The 14,755-nt window shown below is 56.4% G+C and carries 14 protein-coding genes; 6 read left to right on the top strand and 8 right to left on the bottom strand.

The window, feature by feature from the left end; genetic code table 11:
* Nucleotides 1-97: 97 nt before the first annotated feature.
* Nucleotides 98-2,788 carry an aconitate hydratase AcnA gene (gene acnA / locus Q1B13_RS04085; RefSeq protein ID WP_299076211.1) on the bottom strand — a complete coding sequence of 897 codons (2,691 nt, stop codon included), beginning with the start codon at nucleotides 2,786-2,788 and terminating at the stop codon, nucleotides 98-100.
* A 225-nt stretch (nucleotides 2,789-3,013) separates the two neighbouring features.
* On the opposite strand from acnA, the gene Q1B13_RS04080 reads away from it, so the two are divergent.
* A complete protein-coding gene (locus Q1B13_RS04080; RefSeq protein ID WP_299076208.1) occupies nucleotides 3,014-3,715 on the top strand; it encodes a thioredoxin family protein in 702 nt (233 codons plus the stop codon).
* Here the strand turns inward: Q1B13_RS04080 and Q1B13_RS04075 are convergent, their stop codons facing one another.
* The 4 genes from Q1B13_RS04075 to purB form a co-directional block, all read right to left on the bottom strand.
* A complete protein-coding gene (locus tag Q1B13_RS04075; protein WP_299076205.1) occupies nucleotides 3,716-4,639 on the bottom strand; it encodes a lysophospholipid acyltransferase family protein in 924 nt (307 codons plus the stop codon).
* Between the two features lie 138 nt (nucleotides 4,640-4,777).
* A complete protein-coding gene (locus Q1B13_RS04070; RefSeq protein WP_299076202.1) occupies nucleotides 4,778-5,878 on the bottom strand; it encodes a FliG C-terminal domain-containing protein in 1,101 nt (366 codons plus the stop codon).
* 67 nt (nucleotides 5,879-5,945) lie between these two features.
* Nucleotides 5,946-6,485, bottom strand: coding sequence for a hypothetical protein (locus Q1B13_RS04065; protein WP_299076198.1), 540 nt, complete (start codon nucleotides 6,483-6,485; stop codon nucleotides 5,946-5,948).
* Nucleotides 6,486-6,854: 369 nt separating this feature from the next.
* Nucleotides 6,855-8,159, bottom strand: coding sequence for an adenylosuccinate lyase (gene purB, locus Q1B13_RS04060; RefSeq protein WP_298936169.1), 1,305 nt, complete (start codon nucleotides 8,157-8,159; stop codon nucleotides 6,855-6,857).
* 89 nt (nucleotides 8,160-8,248) lie between these two features.
* On the opposite strand from purB, the gene Q1B13_RS04055 reads away from it, so the two are divergent.
* The 3 genes from Q1B13_RS04055 (at nucleotide 8,249) to Q1B13_RS04045 (ending at nucleotide 9,663) form a co-directional block, all read left to right on the top strand.
* Nucleotides 8,249-8,581, top strand: coding sequence for a hypothetical protein (locus Q1B13_RS04055; protein WP_299076195.1), 333 nt, complete (start codon nucleotides 8,249-8,251; stop codon nucleotides 8,579-8,581).
* Between the two features lie 14 nt (nucleotides 8,582-8,595).
* Nucleotides 8,596-9,000 carry a DUF6314 family protein gene (locus Q1B13_RS04050; RefSeq protein WP_299076190.1) on the top strand — a complete coding sequence of 135 codons (405 nt, stop codon included), beginning with the start codon at nucleotides 8,596-8,598 and terminating at the stop codon, nucleotides 8,998-9,000.
* A gap of 75 nt (nucleotides 9,001-9,075) precedes the next feature.
* Complete coding sequence (locus tag Q1B13_RS04045; protein ID WP_298936125.1) at nucleotides 9,076-9,663, top strand: biotin transporter BioY; 588 nt, start codon at nucleotides 9,076-9,078, stop codon at nucleotides 9,661-9,663.
* A gap of 172 nt (nucleotides 9,664-9,835) precedes the next feature.
* Here the strand turns inward: Q1B13_RS04045 and Q1B13_RS04040 are convergent, their stop codons facing one another.
* Complete coding sequence (locus Q1B13_RS04040) at nucleotides 9,836-11,050, bottom strand: bifunctional alpha/beta hydrolase/OsmC family protein (protein WP_299076187.1); 1,215 nt, start codon at nucleotides 11,048-11,050, stop codon at nucleotides 9,836-9,838.
* 284 nt (nucleotides 11,051-11,334) lie between these two features.
* Between Q1B13_RS04040 and Q1B13_RS04035 the strand changes: the two genes are divergently transcribed.
* Nucleotides 11,335-11,529, top strand: coding sequence for a hypothetical protein (locus Q1B13_RS04035; protein WP_298936123.1), 195 nt, complete (start codon nucleotides 11,335-11,337; stop codon nucleotides 11,527-11,529).
* Nucleotides 11,530-11,539: 10 nt separating this feature from the next.
* On the opposite strand, the gene dddP is transcribed toward Q1B13_RS04035, so the two are convergent.
* Nucleotides 11,540-12,883: a dimethylsulfonioproprionate lyase DddP gene (dddP, locus tag Q1B13_RS04030; protein WP_299076184.1), complete on the bottom strand. Its 1,344-nt coding sequence runs from the start codon at nucleotides 12,881-12,883 to the stop codon at nucleotides 11,540-11,542.
* A 123-nt stretch (nucleotides 12,884-13,006) separates the two neighbouring features.
* Between dddP and Q1B13_RS04025 the strand changes: the two genes are divergently transcribed.
* Nucleotides 13,007-13,750: a DUF3445 domain-containing protein gene (locus tag Q1B13_RS04025; protein ID WP_299076181.1), complete on the top strand. Its 744-nt coding sequence runs from the start codon at nucleotides 13,007-13,009 to the stop codon at nucleotides 13,748-13,750.
* 36 nt (nucleotides 13,751-13,786) lie between these two features.
* Here the strand turns inward: Q1B13_RS04025 and Q1B13_RS04020 are convergent, their stop codons facing one another.
* Nucleotides 13,787-14,695, bottom strand: a complete 909-nt coding sequence (locus tag Q1B13_RS04020; RefSeq protein WP_299076176.1) for a hypothetical protein — start codon at nucleotides 14,693-14,695, stop codon at nucleotides 13,787-13,789.
* Nucleotides 14,696-14,755: the final 60 nt, after the last annotated feature.

Here is a 14,755-nt window from a genome sequence, read left to right as displayed (position 1 = left end):
CAATGTCGCCACGTTGAAAAAGTGTTTGGTAAGGGGCCGCATCTCCAAAAAAGGGCACTCACCTGAGCGCCCTTTTTTGTGCCAATTTTTGATCGCGTTAGCCGGCCTTGGCCAGATTGCGCAGAACGTAGTGAAGCACGCCGCCGTTTTCGATGTACTCGATCTCGGGAGCGGTATCGATCCGACACTTCAGTTGGATGGTCGTCTCTGCCCCGTCGGCATAGGTAATCGTGCACGGAACTTCCTGCAGCGGTTCGATCGAATCCAAACCATGGATCGAAACGGTTTCGTCCCCCGTTAGGCCCAGAGATTTGCGCGTGTCACCACCGGTGAATTCGAACGGGATGACACCCATACCAACCAGATTCGAGCGGTGTATACGCTCAAAGCTTTCGGCGATCACGGCCTTGACGCCCAACAACGCGGTACCCTTGGCCGCCCAGTCACGCGACGACCCCGCACCATACTGCTCGCCACCAAACACCACCAGAGGCGTGCCCTGATCTTGGTAGGCCATCGATGCCTCATAGACCGAGGTCTGCTTGCCGTCGGGGCCTTTGGTATAACCACCTTCGACACCGTCCAGCATCTCGTTTTTGACACGGATGTTGGCGAACGTGCCGCGCATCATGATCTCGTGGTTGCCACGACGCGACCCATAGGAGTTGAACTCGCGCGGCTGAACCTGACGGTCGATCAGGTATTTACCCGCCGGAGTTGTCGTCGCGAAGGACCCCGCAGGAGAGATATGGTCGGTGGTGATCATGTCACCCAGAATCAACAAAACCTTGGCGCCCTCGATATTCGAGATCGTGCCCGGCTCAGGGCCCATACCCTGGAAATAGGGTGGGTTCTGGATGTAGGTCGAGGTTGGCGGCCAGTCATAGGTTTCCTGTTGGGGAACCTCGACCTCTTGCCACTTTTCATCCCCTTTGAAGACGTCAGCATATTTCGTTTGGAACGCTTCGCGGGTCACGGTCGCTTCGACCAGATCTGCGATTTCCTTCTGGGTCGGCCAGATGTCTTTCATATAGACATCATTGCCGTTTTTATCGGTACCGATCGGTTCCGACGTCAGATCGATGTCCAGTGTCCCGGCCAGCGCGTAAACCACGACCAGCGGAGGTGAGGCCAGATAGTTGGCGCGTACATCAGGCGAGATACGTCCTTCGAAGTTCCGGTTGCCGGATAGAACTGCGGTGGCAACCAGATCACCCTCGGCAATTGCCTCAGAGAGCTCGGTCTGAATGGGCCCTGAGTTGCCGATGCAGGTGGTGCAGCCATAGCCGACCAGGTTGAAGCCGATCTTGTCCAGATCTTCCTGCAGGCCAGCGGCCTCAAGATAGGCGGACACAACCTGGCTACCCGGCGCCAGCGAGGTTTTCACCCAGGGTTGCCGGTTGAGGCCCAAAGCAGCCGCTTTGCGCGCCACCAGACCGGCGCCGATCATCACATATGGGTTCGAGGTATTCGTACAGGATGTGATCGACGCGATCACGACCTTGCCAGAATCTATGGTGTAGTCTTCGCCTTTGACAGCGACTTCCTTGCCCATGGGACGCTTGAACGTTTCGGCCATTTCTTTGGTGAAAGCAGCCTTGGCGTCTGTCAGCGCCACATAATCCTGAGGGCGTTTAGGGCCCGAGATCGCTGGAACGATGGTGCCCATATCCAGCGACAATGTGTCAGTGTAGATCGGCGCATAATCCGCGCCACGCCAGAACCCGTTTTCCTTGGCATAGGCCTCAACCAGAGCAATTCGATCTTCGTCCCGGCCGGTATTGCGCATGTAGCGCAGCGTTTCGCCGTCGATCGGGAAGAAACCGCAGGTCGCGCCGTATTCCGGCGCCATATTGGCGATGGTTGCGCGGTCAGCCAACGGCAGAGTATCCAGACCACTTCCGTAGAATTCGACGAATTTCCCGACAACGCCTTTCTCGCGCAACATCTCAACGACCTTCAAGACAAGGTCAGTCCCGGTGGTGCCTTCGACCATCGCGCCGGTCAGTTCAAAGCCGACAACCTCTGGGATCAGCATCGAGATCGGTTGACCCAGCATCGCGGCCTCGGCCTCGATCCCGCCAACACCCCAACCCAGAACGGCCATGCCGTTTACCATAGTGGTATGGCTGTCGGTGCCGACCAGCGTATCGGGATAGGCGACTTCTTCGCCGTTCTGGTCGGTGTCGGTCCAGACGGTCTGGGCCAGATACTCCAGGTTCACCTGATGGCAGATGCCGGTGCCAGGGGGCACAACGCGGAAATTATTGAACGCGTTCTGGCCCCATTTCAGGAACTGATAGCGTTCCATGTTGCGCTCATATTCGCGGTCCACGTTCATCTGGAAGGCGCGCGGGTTGCCGAATTCGTCGATCATGACCGAATGGTCGATAACCAGATCAACCGGATTCAAGGGGTTGATCTTCTGCGCGTCACCGCCCAGTCCTTTGATCCCGTCGCGCATGGCTGCCAAATCGACCACCGCCGGAACACCGGTGAAATCCTGCATCAGCACTCGGGCAGGGCGATAGGCGATTTCGCGAGGGTTCTTGCCGCCCTTGGCACCCCATTCGGCGAACGCCTTGATATCGTCTACCGAGACGGAAAAGCCGTCATCCTCGAACCGCAGCATGTTCTCCAGCACCACTTTCAGCGCGGCGGGCAGTTTAGAGAAATCGCCGAGACCGGCCTCTTGCGCGGCGGGGATCGAGTAATAGGAAACGGATTTGCCATTCACGCTCAGGCTGCGGCGTGTTTTGGCGGTATCCTGTCCGACTTTGATGGGCATCTGTGGCCTCCCTCTCAAATGACTTGGATTTTGGGATTCGCTGAAGGTTATCTGCATCACCAATGCCGCTGGTTCAAGGAGGAACAGCTAAACTGCGGCAATTTTTGTATACCATTGCACACATTTCAGCTGAGGCGGAGCAACATAGCCTCAAGAAACCTTGATTGGTTGTTGAGCGGCAAAGGGTTTATTTCTGTCACTCAACCCTTCCATTCGGGATACATCATGTTCAGAGCCGCCGCCACGACCGCCGTCCTTTCCATCCTCCTTGCCTGGTCCGCCGCAGCCGAAGATGATCCCGTCGTGATCGAGCTGTTCACCTCACAAGGATGCTCCTCCTGCCCACCAGCAGACAGAATCATGCATGATCTGGTCAAACGCGATGACGTGATCGGACTGGCGCTGCATGTGGACTATTGGGACTACATTGGGTGGAAAGACGAATTTGCAGACCCAGATCACACCTTGCGTCAGCGCGCCTATGCCCGGCAGGGCGGTCGCTCCATGATTTACACGCCGCAAATGGTCGTTAATGGCCAACATGACATCGTGGGCGCCAAGTTCCGCCAATTGAATCAGTTGATTGACACTCATCAGAAAGCCAAACCTGAAGCGTCAGTGACAGCCGTTCGGACAGAAAATGAAGTGGTTGTGGACGTCACCCCTGCCCAGCTGCCAGCAGGGGCGGTTTACGATGTTCGGATCGTTCAGTACTCCCCAATGCGCCATGCGTCGATCAGACGTGGTGAACTGGCTGGGCACGAGTTGGACTATGCCAATGTCGTTGAGAACTGGCAGATCGCCGGTCAATGGGATGGGCGGACTGTGCAGCAATTCTCGGCAGATCTTCCTACGGAAATGCCTGCGGTTGTACTGATTCAACAGACTGGTCACGGCCCAATTGTGGCGGCGACTCGCGTGAAATGATCAGGGCATATCCTCGGGCTGCACGCCAAGGCCATTCCAGTTTTTCCAGCGACGATGAACCCAGAACCATTGCCCCATATGCTGACGAACCATCTTTTCAAGATCGTCAGTGATGAACTGCGTCATTGTTTTGGGATCACTATGTTCGACGGGGTCATGCAGCATGATCTCAAAATCGATACCGTTGGGCTGGCGAATGGCATAACACGGGATCATCACTGCGTTATACTTGATTGCCAGCTCTGCATTTAGCACAGACGTCACCGCCGGTTTCCCGAAGAACATCAGCTCTTCTCCGCCCTGCGCATGAAGGTCCGAAACGATCGCAATGACACCGTTCTTTTTAAGCGTCCGGACCATTTCGACCATGCCACGACGCCCCTGTTCGAACATTGGCGCGCCGGTTTTGTAGAACGCCTCGACATAAGCTTCATTGAAATACGGGTTGGCCATCCGACGGAAAAGGCAGCCAATAGGCTGACCGCTGTGTGCCTGCAACGCTATTCGCGCCGCAAGATAGTGCCCGAAATGGGCGGTGATCATCATGACGGGTCGGCCTTCGGCCAGGGCAGCGTCAAAGGCGGCAATGCCCGGGCCAGAGATTTTTGCAGTCTTTTGGCGTTCTGTGAAATCCTCGGGTGAGAAATGTTCCATGATCGCGCGACCGGCATTGTCTGGAACATCACGGCTAATCTGTTTGACTTCAGCTTCGGTCAGATCCGGGCAGGTCAGTTTCAGGTTTCGGCGCACACGTGTGCGAAATCCCACGACAGGTGCAAGGCCACGCATGATCGCCCCCATCGTCGCGACGCGCCGCTCATACGGCAGCATCCGCATTGCGCCAATGACCCCTTTGAGGAACAAACTGGCGACATAGTATTTACCAAGCTCAAACCTGCTGAGCTCCGACTTTTCGACGGGCATTGAGGCGTCTCACCGCGTGTTGCGAATTGCTGAACCAGACATATAGCCCGACGCGCGCAACCTCAAGCGCCCACTTTCGGGGTGAGTTCTGAGCTTACAAAGCAAGCGACGAATCCCACTAAGCCACTGTAGCCAAGTTTAGTTTTCCTCGTCGTCGTCATCCGTTTCAATCAGGGAAATTGTCCCCTCGTCGACCATATCTCGAATGGTACCAACGATCTGTGTCATCGCATCTTCCGCTTCTGATTGCTTGACACGACCGCGCTCAGCGATTTCTTCCCGAATGTTGTCGGCCATGCGCGAGGACATGCTGGATAGTAAAAACTCGACCGATATCTTGTCATCATCCGCCGCGGCCCCGGCCAAAGCGGTCACCAGAACGGGTTGATCCACCTCTCTGAGAATCGCGGGCACGTCGCGGGCCACGATGCGGCTTGAGATATGAGCAAATGTGAAGATCGACTGCCGCACGACACTGGCGAATTCTGAATCTTCTTCATCCAACGCTGTCAGCAGACCATCGCGGGTTGTTGAGGCGGATTGATTAAGGATCGCCCCGACGCGAGCCCCAGGGCCATCGGTAAACGCCTGCGCTGGCAGCTGATCCAGCTGTGCTGCCAGAGACCAGCCGATGCGTTCGACAGCTTCGGGCGTCACATTGGTTGTTTTGGCAACGGCATACGTAATCCGACGGGCGACCGGCCCGGGCAGAAGGCCAAGCAATTTTGCGGCCTTCGCAGTCTCCAGTTTGGACAATATCACGGCCGCGACTTCGGTGCTTTCGGCCCGTGCCATGGCCGCCAGATCCTCGGCCGGGATCTCGCGGAGGCGCTGCCATGGGTCACCGATCTGGCGCACTCCCGCAACTTTGCGCAATCGGGCGGCGGTCGCCGGAGCAATCTTGCCATTGATCGCGTCCAAAGCACCGGCAAGCCCATGCGGAAACGACAGACCAATGTTATCGAAGGCATCTCCGAACTCTTGGGCCACCGAGTCCAAGGTGACGCGGTCCACAAGGCCCATCTCGCCCAATTGGCGTGTCAGCTTTTCCTGCAAATCGTCGGGCAGATCTTCCAATGGGATATCTGCGCCCTCGTTCAACAAAAGCCGCACAACAATTGCCGCCTTTTGCCGAGCGTTGAGCGTGCGGGGAACAACCTGGGCTGCGGTGCCATCCCCATCGACGGCCGGAGGTTTTGCCCCCGGCGCCATTTGTACTAATGCGTTTGTGTCCTGCATCTGCCTGCGGTGCCAAAATGAGTTCCACAGGCAGAATACGGAGAGTCGGGTAAAGAAAGGCTAAAGCTTAGTAGCTGTATGTCAGCCCGGTCCGGATCGCTTCGCGCAGAGACGCTTCGGCCCAGCTTCCTTCGCCACCACGCGCTTTGATTTCGCGCCACTGTTCAATCGCGAGTTCGGTTTTGCCTTCTGAAACAAAGCCCTGTCCCATATAACTGCGGGCAAGGATGTTGTCCGGGTTGGTCGTGATGGCATTTTCGTAGAATGCGTTGGCCAGTTCCAGTTCGCCCATCTTACGGTAGGTGAAACCCCAATACGTCAGGACGCGATCGTCGTCCTGGTCCATGACCCGCAGAATGTCCTGGGCGTTTACGTACTGACCGTCATAGGCGAGTTCGCGCACTGCATCGTACAGTTGATCTTCGGTGAAATTGCTTTTGTTCGGCTTGACACACCGGCCTGCCGCTTCGTCAAAGACGCGTCCAAACAGGCATTTCTTGGTTGTGTTGGTCGGTTTTGGTGGGTTGCTGTCGCCACCTGCGGCATGAACAACTGGGGCAAAGGCAAAGGCTTGAAGTGCAATTGCTGAAGCTAATACGAGGCGCATTTTCCTACTCCGTTCTCGGGGCTGCTTTAGAAATCATAGTGTGATCATCTAAAAAGCTAACACCGGATCGGTGGATTCTATTCACAATGCGGACAAAAAAATGTCAGCTATTGACGGTTTTTTGACAGCTTTGGGATTCACTGTCCCACGAAGCGCCCGGAGCGCAGGATTGCGTTTGCTTGGAATGGCCACTGCAGGCGAGGCTGGCGGACGCCAAGCACACAAGCGCGAATGAGCACAATATGGTTCGGACCATGGTGGTTCTCCCTCAAGGAAAATGCCGGTCGAGGGTAACGCACTTTTGCCGACCTGGCAAAAGATCAGGACCCGGACAGCATCCGGGCCCGACAGGACACTTAAAAAGGGTGCCTATTCGCCGAATACACGTGCGAAAATCGTGTCGACATGTTTGGTGTGATAGCCGAGGTCAAATTTTTCTTCGATTTCCTCGGGGCTCAGCGCAGCAATCACGTCCGCATCACCCAGAAGCTCGGTTTTGAAATCCTTGCCTTCTTCCCAAACTTTCATCGCGTTGCGCTGAACCAGACGATAGGCGTCTTCGCGGCTGACGCCCGCTTGGGTCAGGGCCAGAAGCACACGCTGGCTCATGACCAGACCGCGGAACTTGTTCATGTTGGCCAGCATGTTGTCGGGGTAGACGACCAGCTTGTCGATGACACTGGTGAGTCGCGACAGGGCGAAATCCAGCGTGACGGTCGCGTCAGGGCCGATGTTGCGCTCGACTGAGGAATGCGAAATGTCCCGCTCGTGCCACAGCGCCACGTTCTCCATCGCAGGCACGACGGCCATGCGCACCAGACGGGCCAGGCCGGTCAGGTTTTCGGTCAGAACCGGGTTACGCTTATGCGGCATTGCGGACGAGCCCTTTTGACCTTTTGAGAAGAACTCCTCGGCCTCCAGAACCTCGGTCCGCTGCATGTGGCGGATTTCGGTGGCGACGTTTTCGATGCTGCTGGCGATAACGCCCAACGTCGCAAAGAAGGCGGCATGCCGGTCGCGCGGGATGACCTGCGTGCTGATTGGCTCGGGCACCAGCCCCAGTTGATCACAGACATGTTCTTCGACGCGCGGATCGATATTGGCGAAGGTGCCGACCGCACCGCTGATCGCACCAGTTGCAATTTCGGAGCGGGCGTCGCGCATGCGGGACAGGTTGCGATCCATCTCGGCGTAAAAGCGGGCGAACGTAAGCCCCATGGTGGTGGGTTCGGCGTGGATACCATGGCTTCGGCCGATGCGTATCGTTTCTTTGTGTTCGATTGCGCGGCGCTTCAGAGCAGCCAGCAGACCTTCGAGATCGGCGATCAGAATGTCAGCGGCGCGGGTCAGTTGCACGTTGAAGCAGGTGTCCAACACGTCCGAGCTGGTCATGCCCTGGTGAACGAAACGTGCTTCGTCGCTGCCCACATGCTCGGCCAGATGCGTCAGGAAGGCGATGACGTCGTGTTTGGTGACGGCCTCAATCTCGTCGATACGCGCCACGTCGAACTCCACGTCCTTGGCCTTCCACACGGCATCGGCATTTTCGCGCGGGATGACACCCAGATCCGCCATCGCATCGCAGGCATGGGCCTCAATCTCGTACCAGATGCGGAACTTGGTCGCGGGCGACCAGATGGCGACCATGTCGGGGCGGGAATAACGTGGAATCATTGGCAGCGGCACCTTTTTGTGATTTGGCATGAGGCGATGGCGCGGGGTTTAAACGCACGCGCTCAAGGGAACAAGGCGCGAGTTCACGAATGAGACGGTTTGCCCTGATTTTGGCGATCTGGCCCGGATTTCTGGCAGCGGAAGAGTTTCGCAAACTGTCCGGCGATGAGATCCTTGCGGCACTGTCCGGCCACAAGCTTACTTATGGCGAAGGTATCTGGCAGACCTTCGACGACACTATGCTGACGCAGTACTATTCGGGACGTCCCAGTTCGGGCCGCTGGGCCGTGCGCGAGGATCGTTATTGCTCGCTCTGGCCGCCTTCGGATCTTTGGGCCTGCTACGACGTTCAGAAAAGCGGAGATACCATACGTTTCGTTGATGATGCCGGTGCGACAACTGACGGAACCTACGACAAGTGAGCCTGCCAAGCCGAATGTCTGATTTTGAAGGGCGTTGGAACCTGACACGCACCATTCGGGACGCAAGGGCTGGGCAGATCGTGCAGGCTATAGGTCAGGCAGTTCTGCGCCAGACAGATGGTGGATTGATCTATGATGAACAGGTGAAGCTGCGCATTCCGGGACAGCCGGAAATGACCGGCACACGTCGATACCTATGGCGTGACGGGGGCGATCACATCGAAATTCACTTTGACGACGGTCGGTATTTCCATGCGCTGAAGCTGGGCGTGGCAACGGCAAAAGATCACCATGATTGCCCGCCCGACAGCTACGATGCGGCTTACGATTTCTCGACATGGCCGCGTTGGAATGTGCGTTGGACCGTGTCCGGGCCGCGAAAATCCTACGAAATGCACACGGAATATATGCTGCGATAGCGTAATCATCTTGCAGATGCGGCGCGGGCAGGGCATTCCTGTCGCAGAATCTCGGTCCGTTTAGGGAGAAATAACATGAATGCAAACGTACTGGCCAACGCATTTGGCCCGCGTGAAGGAACGGCGCTGCGCGTCAAACAGGTGGTTCTGGTTGCACTGGGCATTGTCGCTCTGGCCGTAGCTGCCAAAATCAAAGTGCCGATGTGGCCGGTTCCGATTACGATGGGCACCTTTGCCGTTTTGACCATCGGTACCGCTTATGGTGCACGTCTGGGTTTGGTCACCATGATGGGTTACCTTCTGATCGGCGCGCTTGGCTTTGACGTCTTTGCAGGCTCATCAGCTGAGAAGTTTGGCCTGACCTATATGATGGGCGGCACGGGCGGCTATCTGGTCGGCTACGTGCTGGCAACCGTAATGCTGGGCGCATTGGCCGCGCGCGGTTGGGACCGCTCGGTCGGTAAGATGGCACTGGCGCTGGTGCTGGCGAACGTACTGATCTACGTACCTGGCCTCTTGTGGCTGGGTCAGCTGTACGGCTGGGACAAGCCGATCCTGGAATGGGGTCTGACGCCGTTCCTCGTCGGTGATGCGATCAAGCTGGGCCTTGCTGCACTGCTGATCCCGGGTTTGTGGAAATTGGTAGGTAACGCCCGCACATAATCCCTGATTTTTGCAAAAACAAACCCGCGCCTGGAGTGATCCAGGTGCGGGTTTTTCTTTGCGCTGGACGCTGTGTTGGCATGGGCCGCGCTTGTAGATCGATACCGCCGCCGATCCGTTGATCGTCGCCCTGAGCACTAGAACTGTTCTTGAAACGCAAACAGTGGTGCGCTCAGGGGAGCAGTTCGGTTGTAATATGCGCAGATCCTTCCAGCGTTCGGTGTACAGGACACTTGTCCGCAATCTCTAACAGGCGTGCGCGCTGTTCCTGATCCAGTGGCCCGGTCAGCCGAATTTTGCGGCGGAACTGGTCCACTTTGCCTTCATTTGCCAGTCCGGCATCCTGTGCATGAACTTTGTCGTGACACACATCGACACTCACGCTGTTCAGAGGCCAGCGCTTGCGGCGGGCATACATGCGGATGGTCATCGAGGTGCAGGCTCCCAGTCCGGCCGAGACAAAGCCATAGGGGGACATGCCCCGGTCCGTTCCGCCATAAGACACGGGTTCATCTGCGACTGCGTGATGGCTCGGGCCAGCTTGGATGTCCTGTAAGAAGCCGGTCGGGTCTGCTTCGGTGACCCGCACGACCCCTTCTGGTGCGCCCGGCGGTGGGGCAGGCGGTGACAGGCTTACGTAACGCGACACCCACGCTGTGATGACATCTGCCGCATATTCTGCGTCAGCGGCACGCGTAACCAGGTGATCGGCGTCATCGAGGGTGACGAAGCTTTTGGGATGTTTCGCGGCCATAAAAATCGCAGCAGCATTGTCGATACTTACGGTTTCATCGCGCGGGGCGTGTAAGACCAGCAATGCGGCTTTGAGATCCTCGATTGCGGGTGTCAATGCGGCCTCTGAGATATCATCTACAAACGCCTTGCCAATTCGGAAAGGCCGCCCGCCAAGTGCAACCTCGGCGCTTCCTTCCTTTTGAATTTGCGGCAACGCTGCTTCGAAATGATGGGACACATGACCGGGATCTGCTGGTGCACCCAAGGTTACGACGGCTTTGATCGACGGGATGCCCGCCCGCGCTCGCAAGACAGCAGCGCCGCCCAGAGAATGACCGATCAAAAGGGCAGGGGCCATGTTTCGCCCTGCCAAAAACTGAGCTGCTGAAATCAGGTCTTCGACGTTTGATGTGAAAGTCGTGTTCGCAAACTCGCCTCCGGAATGGCCGAGTCCGGTGAAATCGAACCGTAATACAGCTATACCCATGGCCGCCAACCGTGCAGAGATACGCCGCGCGGCGGGGATGTCTTTGGAACAGGTAAAGCAATGTGCAAACAAAGCTGTGGCCAGCACGGGTCCGTCGGGCAGGTCAAGGCGCGCGGCCAGCTGGCTGCCGTCATGTCCGGCAAAAGTAATGCGTTCCGTGGGCATATCGGCTCCTTGGTTTGCTGGGGGAAGCACGGTCAATACTGTGGGCTACCCCGGCGTGTCACAACCCTTATGTCAAAGGCGTAACGGGAAGGTGAGGAGTGTGAAGGTAATTTTGACTGGGACTTGGAAAACGCATAACAGCGAAGCTTAGCCTCGTCCGGTGCCAAAAGCCGCTTCATGATAAATATCACAAAATATGATGCTTTCCCTAACAAACATTCGTTTCACTAATTTAACGCCCGAACCCATCTTGGCTTTGTAGTCGATTTACTTAGGAGGCTCAGATGACACATACAGCTTTAGCACCCCAAGCGTCTCGGATGCGTCTTGGAACATTGATCGCGATACTGATGACGGGCGCATTGGGATTTGCCCTTGGTCAGGCTTGGCCTGTCGCTGATTCCAACACGACGAGCCAGACAAGCGTGGACATCGAAGACTGGCATGGCAATGTCCGGCGGTCTAACTGGCCGAATTGAGGTTCCCGCCTCACTCAAGACCCATTAGTTGGGCGTCAAACGGATACTTGGACAGGTTCTCATAGCCATCCTCGGTAATGAGGACCTGATCTTCCAGTTTGATTGAAAAATCCCCTCCGACCTCGCCAACAGCAGCCTCGACGCACAACACCATCCCCGGCACCAACGGATAATCATAGGCACCAGCAACAGCCTTGTCGGGGTAAGCCACCAACGGCCATTCATCGCACAGGCCTACACCGTGCATCAGGCAACCGTATTTCTGTGCCTGAAACTTGTCGTCAAGTTTGTGCGTATTCGCCGTCAGTTCGGGGATCATCACGCCGGGTTTCAACATCTCCATATTGGTCATGATGTGTTCATGTGCATGTTGCATGGCGTAGATCATGTCTGGGCGGGGCTTTCGGTCCCCAATCCACCACGTGCGGGAAATGTCGACGCAAATTCCATACGAGCCGATCAGGTCCGTATCAAACGCAATGATTTCATTTTGCTGGGTGATCCGTGGGCCGCATTCCTGAAACCATGGGTTTGTGCGCTGGCCCGAGGATAGCAACCGGGTTTCTATCCATTCGCCGCCACGACGGATGTTTTCGGAATGCAAAATCGCCCAAATGTCGTCTTCGGAAGTTCTGCCGTCTCCGACATTGGCGCGTGCGAATCTCTCCATTTCGGCCACCGCACTTTCACAGGCGTTGCTGGCGCAGCGCATTGCCAGAATTTCGTCCTGACCTTTCACGGCGCGTGTCTTCTCGGTAACTTCTTCGCCTTCCATGATTTCAAAGCCTTGCGACTCGAGCGCGCGCAACCCGTGCAGCATGATCTTGTCCACCGCCAGCCGTTTGTTGCCTCCGCCATGCGTATCGATCAGTGCACGCACCTCGTTCGCGAATACATCTGCCGCTACATCCGTTTTGTCACCCCGGTCGAAATAGAAAAGATCAGCGCCCGAGCGTTGCTCGCGCACCAGAGGGTTGAATGTGGAAAGGAACGGAGACTTTTTGTAGTCCCAGATCACCATATAGCCATCGGCGCACAACAGCACCGCCCGGAATGGGTTATGGGTATTCCATAGCTGCATATTGGTGCTGTCTGTGGCGTATCTGATGTTCAAGGGATCAAACATCAGCAACCCGCCATAGCCGCGATCAACCACGGCTTGAGTCAACCGTTTCCAACGGTATTCCCGCATCCGTTCAAGGTTGGGAAGCACCAGCCCGGCAGCCGCCCATTCATCAAAGGCCAGTTGAGGCGGCCCGATTTCGATCCGGTCGTTGTCATTGGGAGTGCCATCACCCAATGTGTCGCCTCGGGTTGGATCAATCTTGCGGGTATCCCGATAGTGATGGTTCACAGCTAGCCTCCCTGCTTGCTGGTCAAGCCTGCGGATTCATCAATACCCCGTCTGAGAAAAATGCGACGATCTGGTTGTCGCTTTTTGACCGACACCAAGCTCAGCACATGGTAAATCAGGTCTATGGCTATCATTTTGCAGGAAAAAATCCCCTACGACCCGTTCAGTCCGCGTGCCTTGCTGGGCGTTCAACCGGCCCAAATGGAAACATGGCTGCATCAGGATGATGCCTTTGCGGCGCAGATGCAGCGGCGAGAAGCATTGCTGGATGAACGGCTTGAAGAAGTCTTGGCGTTAAGCGCTGGAGCAGAACCCGCAGCGCAGGAGCTTTTGGATCTGGTTTTGATCCAAGCCTATCCGGGGGCCATCGATCACTCACAGCGACCAGATGGGGTGACGGTTCGTATCGATCGGACTAAGCCTTTGGAAACGCTCTGCAGATTGGTGCAGGAGGATTTCTGTATTCTGCAAAAGCAGGGTGATGAACATGTTTTGACAGGGGCGATCCTCTGCTTTCCAGCCAGTTGGCGATTGTCAGAGAAATTTATGCGACCGCTTGTTGATATTCATGTGCCGGTCGCCAGCTATGATGCCGATATTGCCCGGCGGGTACAGCGACTGTTTGACGGTATTCGGCCGGATCGGCCGCTCTGGCGGTTCAATGTTTTATGGTATGAGGACCCTGAACTTTTTCAGCCCCGTAGTGCCAGTGAGCCGCGCAAAACTCGCGACCGTGCCACCAAATCTTACCTGCGCAGCGAGCGGCAGACATTGCTGCGCCTGCCAGAAACAGGCGCAGTTGTGTTTTCGATCCATACTTATGTTCTGGCCGCTGACAGCCTGCCAGAAATGGAAAACCCCGCCTGACGGCGGGGTCTCCTAGGAGGGTCTTGGGTAGTTTGCTTACATGCCCAGCACAACGGCAACATCGGCAAACGCATTGCTGGCGTTCAATGCGACGATGGCGACCGTAAAGACCAGGACTTGAGTGTTGAGGCGGAAATCTTCGCCGCGGATCAGATTGACTGCGGCCATGGACATTGCGATCGGGGTCGACACGCTGGCAATAACACCTGTCACGCACCAGCTGCTTAGCCGCAACACATCGCTTGGCCGTTCGGGATCATCTTCCTCGGTCGTGGCGTGGGTGTCGACTGCGGCAGGCTCCTGCTCTTCCGTCCGGAAGGCGATACTCAGAAGTTGCTCGTCAGACAATTGAATAGGTCGAGGTGCTGTTTCCGGGGTATCGGTGTCTTCAATATCAGGGTCAGCGATGTCCAATCCGGCGAACTGACCTGTCACCGACCTAAAGATCTGCTTTCTGTCACGCTGTCGGCTTGGAGCCAGGGTGTCAAACGCGCTCATGAACTGTTCGATGGTCAGAACGGTGTGAGGCGACAGCCACTCGACACGTCGGGTCGAACAGATATCAACCATACGGTAGAGGATGACCACGAGCATCAGTTCGGACACTTCGGCGTCGTCCATAAGCGGGGATACGGGTGTAACCGTGATAGCCATCCTGTTTCGGGGGCTTGAGACATACGGTCTTACGATTGTCTTCAATCCTGCGGCACGGTCCATACGCTCATAGCGGTCTTCTTCGTCACCGGTATCAGTATCCAGGGACAAACGCACCATATATTGGCTGGATACGATGCTGGCCTCTGTTTCGCTCAGCAACGCTTTACGCTCGACCAGATGGCCGTAGTCTTCCAGCGTTGCGGCGACGATTGTGCCGAACCGCTCGATCGCGCCTTCAGTGTCGCCGTCGAATTGCAGGCCGCCATGGTAGCTGTTCTTCCGAGCCACTGCTTTGTCCCTTATCGCATTTCGTCTGGAAGATCATTCTAACGGTCGATCTGGGGGAGA

It is taken from the genome of uncultured Ruegeria sp. (assembly GCF_947489545.1).
In the GTDB taxonomy this organism is placed as follows: Bacteria; Pseudomonadota; Alphaproteobacteria; order Rhodobacterales; family Rhodobacteraceae; genus Ruegeria.
This window is presented reverse-complemented; position numbering and strand designations above follow the sequence as displayed.

Excerpts from the sequence above, each read along its gene's own strand:
- Q1B13_RS04045 (WP_298936125.1), top strand. The coding sequence starts at position 9,076 with ATGAATGCAAACGTACTGGCCAACGCATTTGGCCCGCGTGAAGGAACG.
- Q1B13_RS04055 (WP_299076195.1), top strand. The coding sequence starts at position 8,249 with ATGAGACGGTTTGCCCTGATTTTGGCGATCTGGCCCGGATTTCTGGCA.
- Q1B13_RS04070 (WP_299076202.1), bottom strand. The coding sequence starts at position 5,878 with ATGCAGGACACAAACGCATTAGTACAAATGGCGCCGGGGGCAAAACCT.
- Q1B13_RS04025 (WP_299076181.1), top strand. The coding sequence starts at position 13,007 with ATGGCTATCATTTTGCAGGAAAAAATCCCCTACGACCCGTTCAGTCCG.
- Q1B13_RS04050 (WP_299076190.1), top strand. The coding sequence starts at position 8,596 with ATGTCTGATTTTGAAGGGCGTTGGAACCTGACACGCACCATTCGGGAC.
- Q1B13_RS04065 (WP_299076198.1), bottom strand. The coding sequence starts at position 6,485 with ATGCGCCTCGTATTAGCTTCAGCAATTGCACTTCAAGCCTTTGCCTTT.
- Q1B13_RS04040 (WP_299076187.1), bottom strand. The coding sequence starts at position 11,050 with ATGCCCACGGAACGCATTACTTTTGCCGGACATGACGGCAGCCAGCTG.
- purB (WP_298936169.1), bottom strand. The coding sequence starts at position 8,159 with ATGATTCCACGTTATTCCCGCCCCGACATGGTCGCCATCTGGTCGCCC.
- acnA (WP_299076211.1), bottom strand. The coding sequence starts at position 2,788 with ATGCCCATCAAAGTCGGACAGGATACCGCCAAAACACGCCGCAGCCTG.
- Q1B13_RS04075 (WP_299076205.1), bottom strand. The coding sequence starts at position 4,639 with ATGCCCGTCGAAAAGTCGGAGCTCAGCAGGTTTGAGCTTGGTAAATAC.
- Q1B13_RS04080 (WP_299076208.1), top strand. The coding sequence starts at position 3,014 with ATGTTCAGAGCCGCCGCCACGACCGCCGTCCTTTCCATCCTCCTTGCC.
- Q1B13_RS04035 (WP_298936123.1), top strand. The coding sequence starts at position 11,335 with ATGACACATACAGCTTTAGCACCCCAAGCGTCTCGGATGCGTCTTGGA.